Below are 20,500 nucleotides of genomic sequence, written 5' to 3'. Positions count from 1 at the left end.
AGGAAAATTCCGTGCTTTGCCGCTCATGTGCATATTTATTTGCTCAAACGCTGACTCAGGTGGCAAAAGTTGTAAAAAGAAGCGACCTGTTTCTCGAAAGGAGAAACAGGTCGCCGTCAGTATTTAGTTGTTGTGTGGTTCAGAAAACCATTAGAGCTGAGGACCAGCAGCTACGAGAGCCTTACCAGCTTCCTCACCTTCGAACTTCTTGAAGTTCTTGATGAAGCGAGCAGCGAGGTCTTTAGCCTTTTCGTCCCACTGAGCTGCGTCAGCATAAGTGTTGCGAGGATCGAGGATGTTAGTATCAACACCTGCGAGCTCTGTTGGAACAACGAAGTTGAAGTAAGGAATCGTCTTCGTTGGAGCAGTCTCGATAGAGTGGTTCAGGATAGCGTCGATGATACCACGAGTGTCGCGGATAGAGATACGCTTGCCAGTACCGTTCCAACCAGTGTTAACGAGGTAAGCCTTAGCGCCTACGCGCTCCATCTTCTTAACAAGCTCTTCAGCATACTTCGTGGGGTGGAGCTCAAGGAACGCCTGGCCGAAGCAAGCAGAGAATGTAGGAGTAGGTTCAGTGATACCGCGTTCAGTACCTGCCAACTTAGCTGTGAAGCCAGAGAGGAAGTAGTACTGAGCCTGCTTGTTGTCAAGGATAGAAACGGGAGGAAGCACACCGAAGGCGTCAGCAGAGAGGAAGATAACCTGCTTTGCATGAGGACCCTTGCTGATAGGCTTAACGATGTTAGTGATGTGGTCGATAGGATAGCTTACGCGAGTGTTCTCAGTAGTTGTCTTATCAGCAAAATCAATCTTGCCGTTAGCATCCACTGTTACGTTCTCGAGGAGAGCATTGCGCTTGATAGCACCGTAGATATCTGGTTCGCTTTCTTTGTCGAGGTTGATAACCTTAGCGTAGCAACCACCTTCGTAGTTGAACACGCCTTCGTCATCCCAACCGTGCTCGTCATCACCGATGAGCTTACGCTTCGGATCGGTAGAGAGCGTAGTCTTACCCGTACCAGAGAGACCGAAGAAGATGGCTGTTTCCTTCTCGTCCATGCTTGTGTTAGCAGAGCAGTGCATAGAAGCGATGCCACGAAGCGGGTTGAAGTAGTTCATCATGGAGAACATACCTTTCTTCATTTCGCCACCGTACCAAGTGTTAATGATGACTTGTTCCTTAGACGTTACGTTGAAGACAACAGCTGTTTCGGAGTGAAGACCGAGTTCTTTGTAGTTCTCAACCTTAGCTTTAGAAGCGTTGTATACAACGAAGCCCGGTTCGAAGTTCTTCAGTTCTTCCTCTGTCGGACGGATGAACATATTCTTAACGAAGTGTGCCTGCCAAGCCACTTCAACGATGAAGCGCACAGCAATGCGGGTAGCAGCGTTAGCACCGCAGAAACCGTCAATAACGTAAAGCTTTTTGTTAGAAAGTTCCTTCTGAGCAAGTTTCTTAACAACAGCCCAAGTTTCCTCACTGGCCTTGTGGTTGTCGTTGGGATACTCCGGAGTGTTCCACCATACAGTGTCATGAGAAGTTGCATCGTCAACGATGAACTTATCCTTAGGAGAGCGGCCAGTATAAACGCCAGTCATTACGTTTACAGCACCGAGCTCTGTCTGATGACCCACTTCGAAGCCCTGGAGGCCTTCTTTCGTTTCTTCTTCAAACAACTGTTCGTAAGAAGGGTTGTGAACGATTTCCGTTGTACCGGTAATACCGTACTTGGTCAAATCTAATGTTGCCATGTTACAATATGAATTATTAAATTATGAATATTCTTTTTTTCCTTTTTACGATCGAACTAAACCTAGTTCTTCACTGCGCAAAAATACTTATTTTTTTAATGAAACAAAAGTTTTAATGTGTTTAATGAATGCGCATCCTTTTCATTTAACAACATTTACCCATAATGCCCCATTTCCCTGCCCCTTTGATAGCTTTATGTTGCAATCCTCGCCAACACCTTTCCGCCCCTCTCCCTCATAACTCCTTTTCCCCACATTTCTACATAAAATTCCCGTTTTTTTTGTCTTTTGAGGAGAAATAAGTACTTTTGCTCAATTTGAATAATTTCTAACACCGCATGAAGGTTATCAATCTGGGAGCAACAAGCTCCGTGATAAATTGCTACATGGCCCAGTTGCGCGATGTCACCGTGCAGGGCAATCGCACGCTTTTCCGTAATAATTTGGAACGCATAGGCCACGCTATGGCTTATGAAGTGAGTCGAACACTGAACTTTTCTCCGAAGACAATCCAAACGCCTCTCGGCGTGAAAGAGATGGAAACCTATGACGATCACATCGTTGTCGGCACTGTGCTCCGCGCAGGCTTAGCTTTCCACGAAGGCTTCATCGATGTCTTCGACCAAGCCGACTCCGCTTTTGTTGCTGCCTATCGCGAAGAGGGCAAAAAGGAGAATCTCAAGATTCGTCTCGAATACCTCGCCGCACCACAGCTCGACGGTTCCACCTTCCTCATGGTCGACCCCATGTTGGCCACCGGCGGAAGTCTCGAACTCGCCTACAAAGCTTTCCTCAACAACGGCACACCCAAGAAGCTCCACATCTGCGTAGTCATTGCTGCCGAAGAGGGCATCGCACACCTCCAGAAGTGCTTCCCCTCCGATGATGTCACACTCTGGACAGCCGCCATCGACCCCGGACTCAACGACGACGCCTATATCGTTCCCGGTCTCGGCGATGCAGGCGATCTCAGTTTCGGTCCGAAGCTCAGTTCCAAGTAATTCGCCCTTCGCGGCAACCCCACATCAAGCAGTTCTGTTCATCTCCCGAACCGAACTGCTTTTCTTTTTTGAAAAACTTCTGAGCAAGAACGAAAGAGTGGTTATACCTTTCATCACCAGCAGCCTTATTGTTTCCGTTCACGTCCTTATTGTATTCGGAGATCCAATAAGCCTATCCGCCCGTAGCCTTATTGCGTCAGCTCACGCGCTTATTGTGTCCACTCTCGCTGCGATGTAGCGTGTTCATCCACTGTCCCCGGCGGGGACACACCATGCTTAACCGCGGGTGATGCCCAAAGGGCGAACCCGTGGGAAAGTGATGCACAAACCTCCGACGCAGGAAGCGTCGCACAGCACCCACTCTCCCCCTCCCAAGATTTCATTTTTTCGTTGTCACGTCGTCACGTTGTCACACTTTAAGTGTAACTATTTGATAACGTATACTTTACGCGCGTGACAACGGTGTGACAACAAAGAGAATTTGTTGTCACGCGTATAAGTCCCTATCTATCAGTATCTTCCCTTCCTGCGTGACAACGTGACAACAAAAATCGAGTATTTTCTATAGGAGGAGAGAGGGAGAATACTCCCTCAACGCTTTCAGTGCGACACTGCCGGTGTCGGAAGTTAGTGCTGTCATCTGTCCACGGGTTCACCCTCACTATCGTTCGGGCATCACCCGCGGTTAAGCATGGTGCGCCTCCGCCGGAGGCGTCAGTTACTCTGTGCTGCTATGACTATGGCTGTGGAGGCGGAGCAGTGATGGAGTATTGACAGAGCTATAGGTGGAGTTGGTCACAGACAGTGCATAGACTTTTTACAATGTGTGTGAGGCGGTGGTATCATTACAGACTGTCACGATATGCAGGGGCAGAGGACTTCCTCGCGCATCCTCACTATCCCTGTCGGAGGTGTGAGTTACTCTATTTTGCTGCAGGCTTAGTACTGACGGAGCAGTGTGTGGAGTTGCCCACCGATAGTGCACAGACTTTTTACGAGAAGGACTTCCCTTGAGCTCATCCACTGTCCCCGGTGGGGACACACCATGCGTAACCGCGGGTGACGCCCGAAGGGTGAACCCGTGGATGGGCAACGACACAAACCTCCGACGCAGGAAGCGTCGCACAGCACCCACTGCTGCTCGTCCCTCCAACTGACTTAAAGAAAGAAAAATATGTATTTTTTGTATTTTTAAAAAGTTTCCTTATATTCGCAGACGTATAACTCTTAATACTTGCAGCTTTACTTTCTAAAGAATCGACAAGCGAGCAAGATATTCTTTAACAGATTCTATTTACCTGCCCGACTTCCCGACACGGCACTCCTAAAAAGCAGAAAAACGAGGAGACAAAAAGGGGAAGAAAAAAAATTATGAGCAAAAAATTACTCAAGAATTTCTGTGCTGTGTTTCTTGCAGGATTCATAGCTTTGTTACTCCTCCCGCAGTCCGCTCAAGCGCAGAGGAAAGAAGCCTACGTTGTGAAAAGCAGCGACAAGAAAACGCTGACATTCTACTATGATGCTAAGAAATCCTCGCGCACGGGAACTGTGTGGGGAATTGACGAGATGAAGCAGGATGGTGATATTATTCTTCCTGCTTGGGCTGTAACACAGAATACATCTGAATCAGACGTTACTACTGCTGTCTTTGATCTTTCTTTCAAGAACTTTCTCCCGAAAACCACTGAGAACTGGTTCTTCGACTTCACGAATCTGGAAGAAATAAAGGGTTTAGAAAATCTCAATACATCTGAAGTAACTATAATGTCTGGTATGTTCATCGGTTGTAAAAAACTCTCGCAACTCAATCTCTCTAACTTCAATACGAAGAAGGTAGTAAGTATGAAAGGAATGTTTTATGGCTGCTCGAGTTTAACTTCTCTCAATCTCTCCAACTTCAATACGGAGAAGGTGCAAAACATGAAATATATGTTTGAAAGCTGCTCGAGCTTAACTTCTCTCAATCTTTCCAACTTCAATATAAAGAAGGTGCAAGACATGAGTGGAATGTTTGCTGATAACACCTCTCTACAAACTATTTATTGCAATAATACTTGGACTTGCGCACTATCTGATGAACTGTTCTATAATTGTACAAGTCTCAAGGGTGCAGTGAAATACAATGCGAACAAGGAGGATGTTTCAATGGCGAATCCTAATATAGGATATTTCACGAAGAAATAACAAAGTGGAAGTTGCCAGCAACTGCCAACAGCGATACAAGTACCACGGCTGTTTATTCTTCCCCATAACATAGCCTCAACAAATTTGTAGCGCGGGCTGAACATCATCCGTATGAACAAAGGAACTACGCAGAAGGTTCTGCGCAAATAGTGATCTCCCTACAATAGAACTTTCCCCACAAACTGCTCTCCGCGAGTAAGTTTGTGGGGATTTTCTTTTAGTATGGGAACTGCCATCCGCCATGCCCTCAGAAACGGACATAGCAGATGCTTTTTATTGTGCGTTTATCCATAAAAAAGGCTGCCACTCATATATAATTATGAGTGGCAGCCAGATATTGTGGAGTACAGCTCGCGGCCTCACTGCGTGGTGAGGTGTGGGCGGAATCACATCGGATTAGTCGGCGAGCTTAGCTTTGATAAACTCACGGTTGAGGCGTGCGATGTTGAGCACAGTCTCATTCTTCGGACAAACGGCTTCACAAGCACGCGTGTTGGTGCAGTTACCGAAACCGAGTTCGTCCATCTTGCTAACCATCGCCTTTGCGCGCTTAGCAGCTTCTACGCGGCCTTGGGGCAGCAGCGCAAACTGGCTGAGCTTAGAGCTAACGAAGAGCATTGCAGAACCATTCTTGCAGGCAGCAACACAAGCTCCGCAACCGATACAAGTAGCGCAGTCCATTGCTTCGTCGGCTGAGTCCTTGTCGATCAAGATGGCGTTGGCGTCCTGAGGAGCACCAGTACGCACGCTGATATAACCACCTGCGGCCTGAATCTTATCGAAAGCAGAGCGATCTACCATGCAGTCCTTGATAACAGGGAAAGCAGCAGAGCGCCAAGGCTCAACGGTGATGGTTTCGCCATCCTTGAAGCGACGCATATAGAGCTGACAAGTGGTAGCTCCGCGCTCTGTTTTGCCATGAGGCGTACCGTTAACATAAAGTGAACACATACCGCAAATACCTTCGCGGCAGTCGTGGTCGAAAACGAAAGGTTCTTGACCTTCTGCAACAAGCTGCTCGTTGAGAATATCGAGCATTTCGAGGAAGCTGGTATCATCGGGGATATCCTTCATTTCGCGCTCGTCGAAGTGGCCGGCATCCTTAGGACCATTCTGCTTCCAGTATCTTAGTTTAAAAGATATATTCTTTGCCATAATGAAATTTCTTTTTTAAGTGATGAGTGAATCGTAACGAGTGTAGCTACAGAGTCGTTTGTGCAAGCATAGCTCGTCGTGTCACTGATCAATTAGACTTTATAGTTTCTCGTCTTAACTTCAATAGCCTCGTATTTGAGCGGCTCTTTATACTTAACGGGGAGTGCGTCCTCGCCTTGGTATTCCCAGCAGCTCACGTAGAAGCAGCCCTGGTCGTCGCGTTTAGCTTCGCCCTCTTCGGTCTGGTGTTCCTCGCGGAAGTGACCACCGCAAGATTCCTCGCGGTTCAGAGCGTCCATAGCAACGAGCTGACCCATAGTGAAGAAGTCCTCGAGGCGGAGAGCCTTTTCGAGCTCGATGTTTACGCCGTCAATGTGCGGAACAAAGACATTGTTCTCGAATTCCTTCTTGAGTTCAGCCATCTTATCGAGAGCCGTTTGCAGACCTTCTTTCGTACGAGCCATACCCACGTATTCCCACATGATATGTCCGAGCTCTTTGTGGATGCTGTCCACAGAACGCTTACCGTTGATATTGAGAATACGGTCAACGCGGGCTTGAACTTTGGCTTGAGCCTGTGCAAATTCGGGTTCTTCACCTGTGAAGCGGCCCACAGTGATTTGGTCGCTGAGATAGTGCTGTATGGTGTAGGGCAGAACGAAGTAACCATCGGCCAGACCCTGCATGAGGGCAGATGCACCGAGGCGGTTAGCACCGTGGTCAGAGAAGTTACATTCGCCAGCTGCGAAGAGACCGGGGATGTTTGTCTGAAGCTCGTAGTCAACCCACAGACCACCCATTGTGTAGTGGATAGCGGGGTAGATCATCATTGGATTCTCGTAGGGGTTCTCATCGGTGATTTCTTCGTACATATCAAAGAGGTTGCCGTAGCGTGCTTCGATGGCGTCGCGACCGAAGTCTTCGATAGCTTGCTGGAAGTCGAGGAATACGGCGAGGCCTGTACCGTTCACGCCGAAGCCTGCATCGCAGCGTTCTTTAGCTGCACGCGAAGCCACGTCGCGGGGAACGAGGTTACCGAAAGCCGGATAACGGCGCTCTAGGTAGTAGTCGCGGCGGTCCTCAGGGATGTCGCGGCCTTTGAGTTCTCCGCTACGGAGTTTCTCAACGTCTTCCTTGAATTTCGGTACCCAAATGCGGCCGTCGTTACGCAGCGACTCGGACATGAGCGTAAGTTTGCTCTGCTTGTCGCCGTGTACGGGGATACACGTTGGGTGAATCTGTACGTAAGCGGGGTTGGCAAAATATGCGCCGTGCTTGTAGGCTGCGATAGCTGCGGAGCAGTTGCAACCCATAGCGTTTGTAGAAAGGAAGTAAGCGTTGCCATAACCACCGGTAGCCAAGATAACGCAGTGTGCAGCGAAGCTCTCGATTTCGCCAGTAACGAGGTTGCGAGCGATGATACCGCGAGCGCGGCCTTCAATCATCACAACATCGAGCATCTCATAGCGAGTGTAGAGCTCAACAGTGCCTTCGTGTACCTGACGCATCAGCGTAGAGTATGCACCCAAGAGGAGCTGCTGACCGGTTTGACCTTTGGCGTAGAAAGTACGGCTCACCTGCACACCACCAAAAGAGCGGTTAGCCAGCGTGCCGCCGTATTCGCGAGCGAAAGGCACACCCTGTGCCACACATTGATCGATGATGCTGGCACTTACTTCAGCCAGGCGGTAAACATTAGCTTCGCGAGCGCGATAGTCGCCACCTTTCACAGTGTCATAGAACAAGCGGTAAACAGAGTCGCCGTCGTTCTGATAGTTCTTTGCTGCATTGATACCGCCCTGTGCTGCGATGGAGTGTGCACGGCGGGGAGAATCCTGTATGCAGAAGTTTTTCACTTTGAAGCCCATTTCGCCGAGCGATGCAGCGGCACTGGCACCTGCCAGGCCCGTACCTACGACGATAACATCGAGCTTACGTTTGTTTTTCGGGTTAACGAGCTTCTGATGAGCCTTGAAATTGGTCCACTTTTCAGCAACGGGACCTTCGGGAATCTTTGAGTCGATTACCTTCTCCGTTACGGGAACGATATATTTATCAGACATAATTGTAATCGTTTGTTATAAGAATTAACCACAGATGGGTTTGCAGCCCAGTGCAAAATAAACAACTACGGCAGCAAACATCAGCATAACGAGTGTTACATAAACGTTACCGATGAGCTTCCAGCGGTTGAACCACACTTTGTTGTTCACGCCGAGAGTCTGGATAGCACTCCAGAAACCATGAGAGAGGTGGAACCATAGCGCGGCGAGCCATACGAGATAGAGCACAGCATAAACGGGATTGCCGAAGGTGAACTGAATCAAACCTGCGCCGTCTGTTGCTTCAAACTCGCCTACGAGGGCCATACCGCCATTGTAGAACTCTGCGCCCATCATGTTTGCCCAGAAATTGAACAAGTGGAGGAGCAAGCCCAAGCATACGATCAGACCGAGCACAAACATGTTCTGGCTCGCCCATTCAACCTTTGCTGGGGTTTCCACCACTGCATAGCGGCTGTTACCACGCGCTTTGAGATTCTGCAGCGTCAAGATAGCGGCATAGATGAAATGGAGAGCGATGAGGCCCACCAAAACAGCCGTTCCTGCAACGGCATACCAATTAGATCCAAGAAACTCGCAAATCATGTTGTAAGCATCTCCAGAGAAAAGCACCACAACGTTCATGCAAGCGTGGAAAGTGAGGAACAGAACGAGAGCAATGCCGGTTACCGACATGATAACTTTCCGTCCTACGGATGAAGTTGTTAACCACATAGAGTTTTGAAAATTAAATTATGTAATGTTTTATGATTAAGCTATCTTGACATATCCGTCCCCTTATAAATGAGGGGATTTTTTGAATATGCCGCAAAGTTACAGATATTTTGTAAATTCTGGCAATAAATGAAAAGAATAATAAAACTAATACAAAGAGCCACAACATTATGCAGCCGAAAATGGTATCAAAAAGAGGAGCAGGGACGCTTATTGTCGAGGTTAAACCTCTTATTCTCGGGCGGAGCGGACCAGTTGAACGGGGCGTAGGAAAGAGAATGATTGAGAACAGATGCTGCTCTCATGAGGAACAGGTCGGTCAGAATCATCGGAACATGAATCTTGCCATCCTTTCCTCAAAACCGCCCATTTTCTTAACAAAACCTTTTGAGCAACTGAAACCAGAAAATGTTCACTCGAATAAGGATTTTTGAAAAAACCTCTATTTGGGCAATGAGCCTCTTTGCTCTGCCAACTGGCTTCCTTATTGTGTGGGCTGACAGTTGCATTTTTGCGCTCGTTTTTCTCCGTTCCTGGCCGTCAACAGAATAAGGCTGTCAGCCGATACAATAAGGCTACCAGCTGACACAATAAGCGCGCCGGCTGACAGCCTTATTGCGTGGAAGCACACCCTTATAAAACCCTCGCTTCAAGAAGCGAAACAAAACCGAGCTCTTATTTCATTCTGACTTTCATTTAATTCCAGAAACGCTAAAAATAAGAATTCTATTGACAGAATAATCCTTCTCTATCGCAAAAAGCTCTTTCTCAAAAATTCCATTAAGCACATCTTTTCATCCAATAATCATATCCCCCAATAGGGGTATATTTCCCCCTCCTTTTCCTTTTCTTCTAAACCAACAAGAATAATTAAGAAGAAACCATTATATTTGCAAACGTCACAATTTATATATTCAAAAAACTACCAATGAAACAATTGTTTACTTTAGCCCTAATGGGACTTGTCAGTTTGTTTGCAAGCCCCATTCACGCGCAAGCGCAAACAACATGGATGCGTACTGTATCCACAGCAACGGGCAGTTTTGTCAACAAACAAGGCAATACTGCCAGTGCCTACAAGTACAAGTGGAGTTCCACGGAAACAGCCCCGCAACTCACACTGCAAACCCAGAACAACGACATGTGGGTGGACGGAGATGGCACTTACCACCTCTTCGTGCGCACCTTCTCACTCAGTGTTCCCGATGGTTATGCCATCACAGGCTATGCCTTCAACTTCAAAGGTTTTGAAGGAGCTTCAACAAACACAAACCGTGCTACAGTGACCGTCACACCTGAAAAAGGCGGCGCGGCCGTTACTTGCTCCGCCGATCAAGCTTCGGCCACTATCAGCGTAACAGGTTTGGAGGAGAACATCACTAAATTCTCCGTTTCCAGCACCGCTGCAAAAGCCAACGCTGTACCCACGAACTTCATTGTAACCATCAAAAAGACGGCTTCAGCCCTCGAACAACTCCAGCCCACTACCACCGTCGACGGTCGCTTTGCTCCCAATACGGTTTGGTATAAAGTGGCCATCGGGCAAGGTCAAAGTACCAGCACTTTCCCGCTGATTTATACAGGCAGCAATGAGCCTTTCTCACTGATGCGCAGTTTCACCAATGCCACGCCTAACGCACTCTGGTGTCTCGTAGGCGACAACACAGCAGGTTATCGCCTCCACAACCGCGCAGCAGCAGCCGACAGACTGCTGGTATCTCCGCGCGAAATGAGCGGTACCACGGGCGGCACAGCCTATCCCGTTGTTCTGCCACTCGACGGCCTCAACACAACAACATACGAGAGCCTTTGGAAATTAGAAACGTCGAGCGACTTCCCCGGTATGGCTGCTTTCTATCTCTGCCAAAACGGAACGAACTACGGCGTTAACAACCGCGACAACAAATTGGCTTTCTGGACGGGTGGCAAGGATCGCGGCTCGGCCGTAGTCTTCACGCCTGCCGCTGTCGACTTCGAAGTGGGCAGCCAGTATGGCGAGTTCAAAAATGCCGCTAATACGCTGGCGGAAACTTCTTTATGGAACTCTACGCTCACTGCTCCGGCGGCATTGAGATTGTCCACTATGAACACCAGCTTCCAGCCCGCAGCCGATGGTAAGAGCTTCCTGCTCACCGATGCCATATCCGGCACTTACACCCTCTCCACTCCAACGAAGGGTTACATCATCGAAGGCTACAGCTTCGACTATCCCTCCACGCTCACCTCTATCACAACTGCCGACGGCACAATTTCAAATCCGAACGGCCACTTTGAAGTGAGCAACGTTGGTAAGGATTTAACAACTTTCACCGTTGCCGGCAATGGCCAAGTAAATAACTTCCGCGTCTTTGTTCGTCAGGCCGACGAAGTGGATAATGCCCACACAGTGACTGTCTTTGATAATGCCACGAGCAAAGTTCCCTATCGTATCCCAGCTTTGACACAGACGCGCGACGGCCGACTTCTGGCCGATTGCGACTATCGCATCAGCAAAACGGACGTAGGTTACAACAACCAGAACGGACTCTATCAAATCGACAACGTGATGAAAGTCAGCACGGATAATGGTCGCACATGGAGCGATACAGTTGTTGTGGCACGCGGTAATGAGCACGCCAGCGAAGTTTGGCGCACAGCCTTTGGCGACCCAAGCATCGTGGCCGACCGTACGAGCGACAATGTTCTGATGCAATGTGTTTGTGGCAAGGTGGGCTATTTCAGTTCAACGCGTAGTAATCCACAGCGTAGCGCCTTCTTCCGCAGTGCGGACGGCGGACGCACTTGGGATCAGGGTACTGATATGACCGAACAGATCTATGGTCTCTACGATGGCAAACTACCTGGCAACGCCCAAGTGGCCGGTATTTTCCTGACAAGTGGTAAGATCATGCAAAGCCGCTATATCAAAGTGGGCGATTTCTACCGTCTCTACATTGCTCATCCTTTGCGCACGACGACAGTGAATAAGTTTGCCACTTACGTGATCTATTCCGACGACTTCGGCCATACTTGGAAGGTGCTCGGCGGTGCAGGTGTCATCCCCTCCGATGCTGCCGATGAGTCGAAAGTAGACGAGCTCCCCGACGGCACAGTACTTCTAAGCTGCCGCAACCAGGGTGGCGGTCGCCAGTTCAATATCTTCACATATTCTGATCCTGTCAAAGCAAAAGGCGCGTGGGGCAAAAGCACCATGCCGTCCAACATGACTGGCAGCCAGGTAAACGCCTGCAACGGCGAAGTACTCGTGCTTCCAGCTCGCCGCAAGGCCGATGGCAAACAGCTCTATGTGGCTCTGCAAACCGTGCCTTTGAGCAGCACACGCGAAAAGGTGGGTTTCTTCTACAAAGAACTCGCTGCTTACTCCGACTATAACAGTGGAGAAAAGATGGCTGCCAACTGGAAGAAAGGTCTGCAAATCACGAAGAACACTTCCTGCTACTCTACAATGATTCTTATGCAGAACGACAGCATCGGCGTGCTCTTCGAGGATGTGGCCTACAATCAAGGCTACAACATTATCTTCAAGAGCTTCAGCCTTGATTCCATCACGGGCGGAAAGTACACGCTCGACTCTACCTCCCCGCGCGATGCTTATTTGAACGATGCGCTGCAACAACGCTTGGCAGGAGTTAAAACGGGAAAGGCTGTAGGTATGTACAAGTCCGTTGCAGCACTCCAGCCCTTAATCGAGGCGTTCAACGCACAGAAAACCGAAGCCAACATGTGGGCAGTGATGGCTGCCGTGCCCTCACTCGAACGCGTACAGATTGAAGCTGGTAAGCAGTATATGATTTATAATAAGGCGTATCCCACGCATTTTCTTTCAGCAGATGCAACAGCGGCAACGCTCAACACTGTAGACAACGATTCCACACAGGTTTTTACTTTTGAATCCGATGGTAAGGGAAACTACCTCATCCATCATGTCAACACAGGTCTTTATATTGGCAAAACATCGTATAGTACGCGCCCTGTGCCTGCTGTGAAAGCCGATGAATCAGTAGCGTATGGCGTAGGGTCTGATACAGAAGGATGGAGTTTTCTCAGTTGTACTAAACCTGCTTCTACATCCTATTCCGTTCTCAATAGTAGTCCTGCGGGAAAAGTGCGTCCTTACAACGACAAGGATAAAGGTTCGTACTGGTGCATCTATCCCAGTCCGAAAATCATCACGGGTATCGGAACACTCAAGGCAGCAACCAACGAACAGGACCGTGCTTACGACCTGCAAGGCCGGCGCGTTCAGCACCCCACTAAGGGGCTTTACATTCTGAACGGTAAGAAAGTAATGGTGAAGTAAGAAATCATTTTCCAGACTGGTCGGAGCGATTGACATCTTTCGCCCAGTCTGAGATATAAAAAGAAAGTCGGCCAACGCAATAAGAGCGTTGGCCGACTTCTTTTTTGTTTCCGCCAAAAGGAGTTCGAACGTGTCAGACAAATCAGACTTGCCCGAAATTTCCCTTTAGCAGAGAAAAGACAGCATAAAAGAAAAAATCAGACGAAGTGGAAAGTGCTTACTTTGCAGTAAGTTTCCGAAGCGTCCGACCTATCTGTCCAAAGGTATCTGCATAAAAAAAGGGATACCACTGTATCCCAACTTTGTTAACCTTAAATCTAATACTATGAAAAACACGTTGCAAAGATACGAATTTCCTGACATGCTCCAAACTTTCTCAAAGAAAAATCCAAATATTTAAGTTTATTTTATACTTTAGGTATATTTTTCAAGGATTTTGAAGCAGAAAAACACAAAAAGGGCGAGAAAAATCTCCATTAGACACAATAGGCATATTCATATTTATATATGTATTTCAATGGAGAAAGGAAAGGAATGTGAGTTGAATTGCTTACCTTCGCGCTATATGCAACGGTTCATTTACTATCTACAGCGCATCGGCGTGTGGTGTCGGCGTGTTCGTCAGCGTCGAGGCTACAATATCCATTCTCCCTTTGCTTTCCAATTGGTGAAAGGAGTGATCTACCAGCGTGGGTGCTACTACGCTTACGAGGAGTTGCACCAAACACGCAAGGGGCAGGCTCTGCCAGAGCGCGACGACCGCCTGATTTTCCGGCTGGCCAACGACAATCAGCCGCGCACGGCCTTGTTTGTTGGCCCTGATACGCTCGACGAGCAACGGTATGTGGCTGCGGCTTGTCAGAAATGCACTTGCCACTGCGCAACTACCTCCGAAGAAGCATTGCAACAAGCCCACCAGATGGGGCATATCGACTTTCTATTTCTGAATACCTCAGACCCCATAGCCCCTCTACTCGATGCGCTCCTCTCCTACGCTGGTCCACGCGCACTCTTCATTACCTACGGCATACACCGTTCGCGCGCAACGCTACAAGCCTGGCGCGAATGGATAAAAAAGGAAAGCGTACGCGTCACCTTCGATCTTTACTGGTTAGGATTGGCCTATTTCGAAGCACGACTGAACAAACAAGATTACACCATAAATTATTAGTACAATATGAAGATATACACCCGCAGCGGCGATAAGGGCATGACGTCCTTGGCCAATGGTCACCGCGTGAAGAAATGTGACGACCGTGTAGAAGCTTACGGCACGCTCGACGAGCTCTGTTCCCACATCGGACTCCTCGCGGCTATGTGTCCCGAAGAACTACGGGCAAACCTCTATGATATTCAGCGCCGCATCTTTGCTATCAATGGCGCGTTGGCTCTCCTCAAAGAACCACAAGGATTGCCCACGGCCGAAACCATCGAAGCTATGGAACAGCTCATCGACAGCGTGGACACATCCGAAGGCCGCTTCTGTGGTTTCGTCCTGCCTGGTGGAGCTATGCCCGCAGCCCAAGCCGATGTTTGTCGCACCGTATGTCGCCGTGCCGAACGCGCCATCTGGCGACTGGGCGATGAGGCTCTGCCACACGAAACAATGGTATATATCAATCGATTGTCTGACTTTTTCTTCCTATTTGCCAGATATTTAAATAAATTTATGGGTTCGGAGGAAATAAAATTATAAGAAATGGTTTCTTTTCTTAGAAAAAGTCTATTTTTGCACGCCGAAAAGACAACAAAGCAATAAATAAATATTTTAAACACATATAGATTATGTACTGGACGCTTGAATTAGCTTCAAAACTGGAGGATGCTCCATGGCCTGCAACAAAGGACGAATTGATTGACTATGCTATGCGCTCGGGCGCACCTATGGAGGTTGTCGAAAACCTTCAAGAATTGGAAGATGAAGGCGAGGTCTACGAAACCATTGAGGACGTATGGCCCGACTATCCTACGAAAGAGGACTTCCTCTTCAACGAGGACGAATATTAAAAGGACTGGCGCAACAGCGCCTCCTGCCGAATCGCAAGGCAATGGCGGAAACCCACCGTCGTTGCCTTGCTTTTTCAAAATGCCTCTATCTGGTAACGGGAATAGCCCCTTGGAGCGCGCTTTTCGCACCTCTTGCTGCCCCTTACACTAAAGCAACAAAACGATAGATATACAATAAAGACCGCTCTTTTACGTTGTGATAATGAATATGACGCTAAAGACTCACATACGTTTCCTGCTCGCTGCATTGCTCTTGCTATGTGGTGCGTCAGTTCATGCCCAGCAAGAACCAGCCTTCAACCACTATTGGGACATGGAGCCGCAGTTCAATCCTGCTGCTGCGGGTCGCTCGGACCAGCTCTCTATCAATGCGGCTTATATGACTCACCCAATGGGCTACGAGGATGCAGGCGGCACGATGTATGCGGGAGCTGATATGGCTTTTCAAATTGGGAGAACGCGCCACGGTGTAGGTGCAACATTCCAGAACGATGAAATCGGTTTGTTCAGCCACAAACGTTTCGCGCTGCAATATAGCTATCACTTCCGCCTCTTTGGCGGCGTGATGAGCCTCGGCGCAGAAGCTGATATGCTCGCAGAGAGTTTCAAAGGAAGTAAGGCCGATCTGGCCGATGGCGCTGGCTCCGACCCGGCAATCCCCACATCCGACGTGACAGGTTCGAAGATTGACGCCTCCGCAGGTATCTTCTTCCACCGCAAACAATGGTATGCCGGAATAGGTGTGCAACACCTCACAGCTCCAACCGTTCTCTTGGGTGAACGCAACCAGATTACCTACAAACCGCTCTATAATTTCACGGCTGGATACAATATAAAAATGCGTAGTCCGTTATTAACAATAGTGCCTTCGGTAATGATGCGCTACGACGGAACGGATTTTCGTGCTGATTTCACAGGTCGCCTCGTCTATAGGCATGAGAACAAACGCCTCTACGCTGGTGCCACCTATGCTCCGCAGCACAGCGCCACGCTCTTCATAGGCGGAACGTTCCACGGTATCGACATCAGCTACGCCTACGAAGCCAACACCTCAGGAATAGGACTTGGCGCAGGCAATCACGGACTACTCATCAGCTACCGTATGCCGCTCAATTTGCAGAAGCGCGGCAAAAACCTACACAGAAGTGTTCGCTATTTGTAGACTACTTTAAGAATATAGAAAACAAACATGATACAAAAACTTTTTACAATACTCGCTTCCGCCTGCGTTGCCATGACGCTGGTTTCCTGTTTCGGCAGCAACAGAGCTATGAAAAGCGGCGGAGAAGTGACAAGTTCACGCGGCGCGGCCGTGAGTGAGCCCACTCCCTACGGCATGGTAGAGATCAAGCGTGGTCACCTGCGTACGGGTATCGAAAAAAACGACACGCTCTGGGGCAAAGAGATTCCAGCGCGCGACATATCTGTTGACGGCTTCTGGATGGACCAGACGGAGGTGACCAACTCCATGTACCGCCAGTTTGTGACATGGGTGCGCGATTCTATCTTCCGCGAACGCCTCGCCGACCCTTCTTTCGGTGGCGACGACTCTTATAAAATCACGGAGGATAAGAAGGGCGAACCTGTGAAGCCTCATCTCAACTGGGCAAAAGCTCTGCCCAAAAAGATGGACGAAGACCAGCAGCGAGCTTACGAGAGTCTCTATCTCACCAACCCTATTGATGGAACGAAGATGATCGACTTCCGACAGCTCAACTACCGCTATGAAATCTACGACTACGAAAAGGCAGCGCTCCGCAAATACCGCCTCAACCCCGAAGAACGCGATCTGAACACCGACCACACTATCGACCCAGACGAGGTAGTAATGATCAGTAAGGACACGGCCTATGTGGACGAGAACGGAAAAATTGTGCGCGAAACCATCGAGCGCCCGTTGAGCGGCCCGTGGGACTTCCTCAATACTTATATAGTGAATGTATATCCCGACACTACTTGCTGGGTAAACGACTTTACGAACGCCAACAATGAAATTTATATGAAGAACTATTGGTCCTCATCGGCTTACAACGACTACCCCGTTGTTGGTGTGACATGGGAACAAGCCAATGCGTTCTGTGCTTGGCGCACGCAGTATCTGCTGAAAGGTCTCGGCCCCCAGGCACGCTACATTCAGCGCTATCGTCTGCCGACAGAAATCGAATGGGAATACGCGGCACGCGGTAAGGAACAGAATCCTTTCCCTTGGACGCCTGCCGAAGACGATAACAACCTCAAAACAAACAAGAAAGGTTGCTACTACGCCAACTTTAAGCCCGACGAGGGCGACTATACCGTTGATGGTAATCTCGTGACAAGTCAGGTAGGCACTTATGGCGCCAACTCCAACGGCCTGTTCGACATGGCAGGCAATGTGGCCGAATGGACAAGCACGACCTACACCAGTGCGGGCGTTAAAGCAATGGCCGACATCAACCCTGAGCTTTCTTACAATGCTGCAAAGGAAGACCCCTACGCCCTTAAGCGCAAGAGCATCCGTGGCGGTTCGTGGAAAGACCCCTTGAGCCTGATTCGCTCCGCATGGCGTACTTATGAATATCAGAACCACCCGCGCTCCTTCGTTGGCTTCCGCTGCGTTCGCAGTTTGGCAGGCACTCGCACGGGCAAACTTCCCCGCGTTGGAAAGAAAAAATAAGGTGGCGCTTCTCTACCATCTATCTACACATACGATAATTTAGCACAGCAAAACAATGTCTAAGATAAATTTCATCATCCGCCTGCAACACTGGATGGACAGCGTTCCAGGTCAGACATTCCTCAACTACGCATATAGCTGGGGCGCCGCCATCGTGATCCTTGGTGCGCTCTTCAAACTGACCCACCTCCCCGGAGGCAACATGATGTTGTTCATAGGTATGGGTACGGAGGTCGTCGTTTTCTTCTTGAGTGCTTTCGATCGTCCTTTCGATAAGCAAGAGATTGGTAAGGTACTCCCCAAGAGCTATCTGACCGACGAAGAGATTGAAGCACAGATGAACGAGGAAGAAGAGGAGGAAGAAACTCCTGCAACCTTCGACTCAACCGAAAGAGTCACTCCAGTATCAGCACAACCGGCAACCGCCTATCAGCCTGCAGCAGCTTTTGTTCAGCCTGCAAGTGCTCCGGCTCAGCAGGTGGCTGTAGCCACTCAGTCGCAAGCTGGCAATGCTCCCGCCGAAGGCATTAGCATTCCGCACGATGCAGATGCAGAACAGTTGGCAAGCATCATCCGTTTGGCCAATGATGAGTTGCTCCATCGCGCACAAGCTGTGCTCTCGCCCGAAATGGAGGAAGCCACAAAAGTGTATATCGACAAACTCAACACGCTCAATGAAACATTGGCAAAAGTGGACGAACAGAATCTCAAACTTACGCGCGATAGCGAAGAGATGGAGAACCTCAACCGCACTCTTACGGGCATCAACAAGGTCTATGAGCTACACCTCAAGAGCATTTCTCTGCAAGTGGGCACAATTGACGACATCAATAACCAAACCAAGATATTGGCAGATCAGATCCAACGCCTCAACCAGGTGTATGGTCGCATGATCGACGCCCTCACCGTCAATGTTGTACGCAACGGAGGCAGTGTAGACCAAGCCCCGCAGCAATAATCTGCATGAGGGCTTTGCCACATTAGCACATTCCCCGCATTAGCACATTAGTACATTGCTTCAACAGCATTAGCACATTGCCCACATTAGCACATTAGCACATTAAAAAAGCGGCCCTTGCCGCTCCGCATTAGCACATTATAATGTCCAGCACTATCAAAAAAAGACCGGTTTCCCCACGGCAGAAGATGATCAATCTGATGTATGTCCTCCTTCTGGCCATGCTCGCATTGAACGTCTCCTCCGATGTGCTCAAAGGTTTCCGCCTTGTAGGCGACAGCTTGCAGCGCACCACGACCAATGCCGATAAGGAAAACCGCGACATATACGACGACTTCGCCGCTCAGATGAAGCTCAACCCCGAGAAGATTAAGCCCTGGTACGACAAAGCACTCAGCGTGCGCCAGATGTCTGACAGTCTCTACAACTTCGCCGAGCAAATGAAATGGGCCATTGCCCGAGAAGCTGACGGAGCTGAGGGGAAACCCGACGCTCTCAAGAACCAAGAGGACTTAGAAGCCGCCAGCCATGTTATGCTTGCTCCCGTCAACGGAAAAGGTGAGCGACTCTTTGAGGGTATCAACGCCTACCGCGATTTCATACTCCAGTTTATCACCGACCAGCGCCAACGCGCCATTATCTCCTCCGACCTCAGCACCGTAGTACCCAAAAACGACAACACGCTATTGGGAAAGAACTGGCAGCAGTATATGTTCGAGGATATGCCCGCTGTGGCCGCCATCACGATGCTTTCAAAGCTCCAGAGCGATATTCGCAAGGCCGAGAATCAAGTGCTCCACACGCTCCGCGCCAATATCGATCTCAAAGATATCCGTGTGAACGAACTCAACGCTTATGTAGCTGCTGAGCGCACTACGCTCATGCCTGGCGAAGTCTTCAACAGTAAAATTTTTATGGCTGCTGTCGACACGACACAACGCCCGCAGATTTTCGTCAACGGCCGACAGATAAGCTCTTCTGGCTCTTATAGTTTCACCGCTGGAGCACCAGGCGAATATAGCTTCTCTGGCTACATCCTTATGCCCAATGCCACGGGCGAAATCATACGCCGCAACTTCATCCAGAAGTACAACGTCATTGCGCCACCCTCCGGAGCTACCGTCGCGGCCGATTTGATGAACGTGCTCTACGCCGGATTCAACAACCCCGTTAGCGTAAGCGCCAGCGGCATTAGTGGCGACAAGGTCCACTTGAGCATGAAGGGCGGAAGCCTCACTGCGCAAGGCAAGGGCAAGTACATAGCACGCCCCGCCGCAGTGGGACAGGACGTTACCTTCACGGTGACGGGCGAGGTCAACGGTAAGCAAACCACCATGGGCTCTTACACCTTCAAGGTACGCCGCCTGCCCGACCCCACAGCTTATCTCGCCTTGGGCGACACCCGCTTCAAAGGTGGTCGCCTTACGAAAGCCGCCATTCTCGGCGTTGGAGGGCTCAATGCAGCTATCGATGATGGCTTGCTCGATATCGAATTCCGCGTGCAGAGTTTCGAATGCGTCTTTGCAGGCCGCATGGGCGAACTCCGCGTAGAACGCTCCGCTGGTTCACGCTTTTCCGACAATCAGCGTGAACTTATGCGCCAGTTGCGCAATGGTAGCCGCTTCTATATTCGCGGTGTGGTTGCTGCCGGCCCCGATGGCACCACTCGCACACTTCCACAAGCGCTCGAAGTCATCATCAACTAAC

At 49.5% G+C, this 20,500-nt stretch carries 14 protein-coding genes; 10 read left to right on the top strand and 4 right to left on the bottom strand.

The genetic code is table 11. The features are described from left to right. Nucleotides 1–150 precede the first annotated feature (150 nt). A complete protein-coding gene (pckA, locus tag FHS60_RS06340) occupies nucleotides 151–1,755 on the bottom strand; it encodes a phosphoenolpyruvate carboxykinase (ATP) (RefSeq protein WP_009347934.1) in 1,605 nt (534 codons plus the stop codon). Between the two features lie 338 nt (nucleotides 1,756–2,093). On the opposite strand from pckA, the gene upp reads away from it, so the two are divergent. Together upp and FHS60_RS06330 are read left to right on the top strand one after the other, a co-directional pair. Beyond that, nucleotides 2,094–2,756, top strand: a complete 663-nt coding sequence (gene upp, locus FHS60_RS06335; protein WP_009347935.1) for a uracil phosphoribosyltransferase — start codon at nucleotides 2,094–2,096, stop codon at nucleotides 2,754–2,756. Nucleotides 2,757–4,127: 1,371 nt separating this feature from the next. Further along, on the top strand, nucleotides 4,128–4,940 hold the full coding sequence (locus tag FHS60_RS06330) for a BspA family leucine-rich repeat surface protein (protein WP_183696607.1): 813 nt from the start codon (nucleotides 4,128–4,130) through the stop codon (nucleotides 4,938–4,940). Nucleotides 4,941–5,336: 396 nt separating this feature from the next. Here FHS60_RS06330 and FHS60_RS06325 read toward each other — a convergent pair whose 3' ends face one another. The 3 genes from FHS60_RS06325 to FHS60_RS06315 all read right to left on the bottom strand — a co-directional run bounded on the left by FHS60_RS06325 (nucleotide 5,337) and on the right by FHS60_RS06315 (nucleotide 8,872). After that, complete coding sequence (locus FHS60_RS06325) at nucleotides 5,337–6,095, bottom strand: succinate dehydrogenase/fumarate reductase iron-sulfur subunit (protein ID WP_009347937.1); 759 nt, start codon at nucleotides 6,093–6,095, stop codon at nucleotides 5,337–5,339. Between the two features lie 92 nt (nucleotides 6,096–6,187). After that, nucleotides 6,188–8,158, bottom strand: coding sequence for a fumarate reductase/succinate dehydrogenase flavoprotein subunit (locus FHS60_RS06320; protein ID WP_183696604.1), 1,971 nt, complete (start codon nucleotides 8,156–8,158; stop codon nucleotides 6,188–6,190). A gap of 24 nt (nucleotides 8,159–8,182) precedes the next feature. Then, nucleotides 8,183–8,872 (bottom strand): succinate dehydrogenase/fumarate reductase cytochrome b subunit, encoded by a 690-nt coding sequence (locus FHS60_RS06315; RefSeq protein WP_183696601.1) that lies wholly within the window; start codon nucleotides 8,870–8,872, stop codon nucleotides 8,183–8,185. 928 nt (nucleotides 8,873–9,800) lie between these two features. Here FHS60_RS06315 and FHS60_RS10470 point away from each other — a divergent pair. The 8 genes from FHS60_RS10470 (at nucleotide 9,801) to porM (ending at nucleotide 20,499) form a co-directional block, all read left to right on the top strand. After that, on the top strand, nucleotides 9,801–13,172 hold the full coding sequence (locus FHS60_RS10470) for a sialidase family protein (protein WP_338081920.1): 3,372 nt from the start codon (nucleotides 9,801–9,803) through the stop codon (nucleotides 13,170–13,172). Nucleotides 13,173–13,737: 565 nt separating this feature from the next. Next, a complete protein-coding gene (locus FHS60_RS06305) occupies nucleotides 13,738–14,343 on the top strand; it encodes a hypothetical protein (RefSeq protein WP_183696598.1) in 606 nt (201 codons plus the stop codon). Nucleotides 14,344–14,349: 6 nt separating this feature from the next. Continuing rightward, complete coding sequence (locus FHS60_RS06300) at nucleotides 14,350–14,868, top strand: cob(I)yrinic acid a,c-diamide adenosyltransferase (protein ID WP_183696595.1); 519 nt, start codon at nucleotides 14,350–14,352, stop codon at nucleotides 14,866–14,868. 89 nt (nucleotides 14,869–14,957) lie between these two features. Beyond that, nucleotides 14,958–15,179, top strand: coding sequence for a DUF2795 domain-containing protein (locus FHS60_RS06295; protein ID WP_009347943.1), 222 nt, complete (start codon nucleotides 14,958–14,960; stop codon nucleotides 15,177–15,179). A 208-nt stretch (nucleotides 15,180–15,387) separates the two neighbouring features. Then, on the top strand, nucleotides 15,388–16,341 hold the full coding sequence (locus tag FHS60_RS06290) for a PorP/SprF family type IX secretion system membrane protein (RefSeq protein WP_244957451.1): 954 nt from the start codon (nucleotides 15,388–15,390) through the stop codon (nucleotides 16,339–16,341). Nucleotides 16,342–16,368: 27 nt separating this feature from the next. Beyond that, nucleotides 16,369–17,835, top strand: a complete 1,467-nt coding sequence (gene porK / locus FHS60_RS06285; RefSeq protein WP_009347945.1) for a T9SS ring complex lipoprotein PorK/GldK — start codon at nucleotides 16,369–16,371, stop codon at nucleotides 17,833–17,835. A gap of 55 nt (nucleotides 17,836–17,890) precedes the next feature. Then, nucleotides 17,891–18,793 carry a type IX secretion system motor protein PorL/GldL gene (porL, locus tag FHS60_RS06280; RefSeq protein WP_183696589.1) on the top strand — a complete coding sequence of 301 codons (903 nt, stop codon included), beginning with the start codon at nucleotides 17,891–17,893 and terminating at the stop codon, nucleotides 18,791–18,793. A gap of 143 nt (nucleotides 18,794–18,936) precedes the next feature. After that, nucleotides 18,937–20,499, top strand: a complete 1,563-nt coding sequence (gene porM / locus FHS60_RS06275) for a type IX secretion system motor protein PorM/GldM (RefSeq protein ID WP_183696586.1) — start codon at nucleotides 18,937–18,939, stop codon at nucleotides 20,497–20,499. The last annotated feature ends 1 nt before the right edge of the window (nucleotide 20,500 follow it).

The sequence above is a fragment of the Alloprevotella rava genome, from assembly GCF_014195585.1.
Lineage (GTDB): Bacteria > Bacteroidota > Bacteroidia > Bacteroidales > Bacteroidaceae > Alloprevotella > Alloprevotella rava.
Note: the sequence above shows the minus strand (reverse complement) of the source record. Positions and strands in the feature narration are given on the sequence as shown.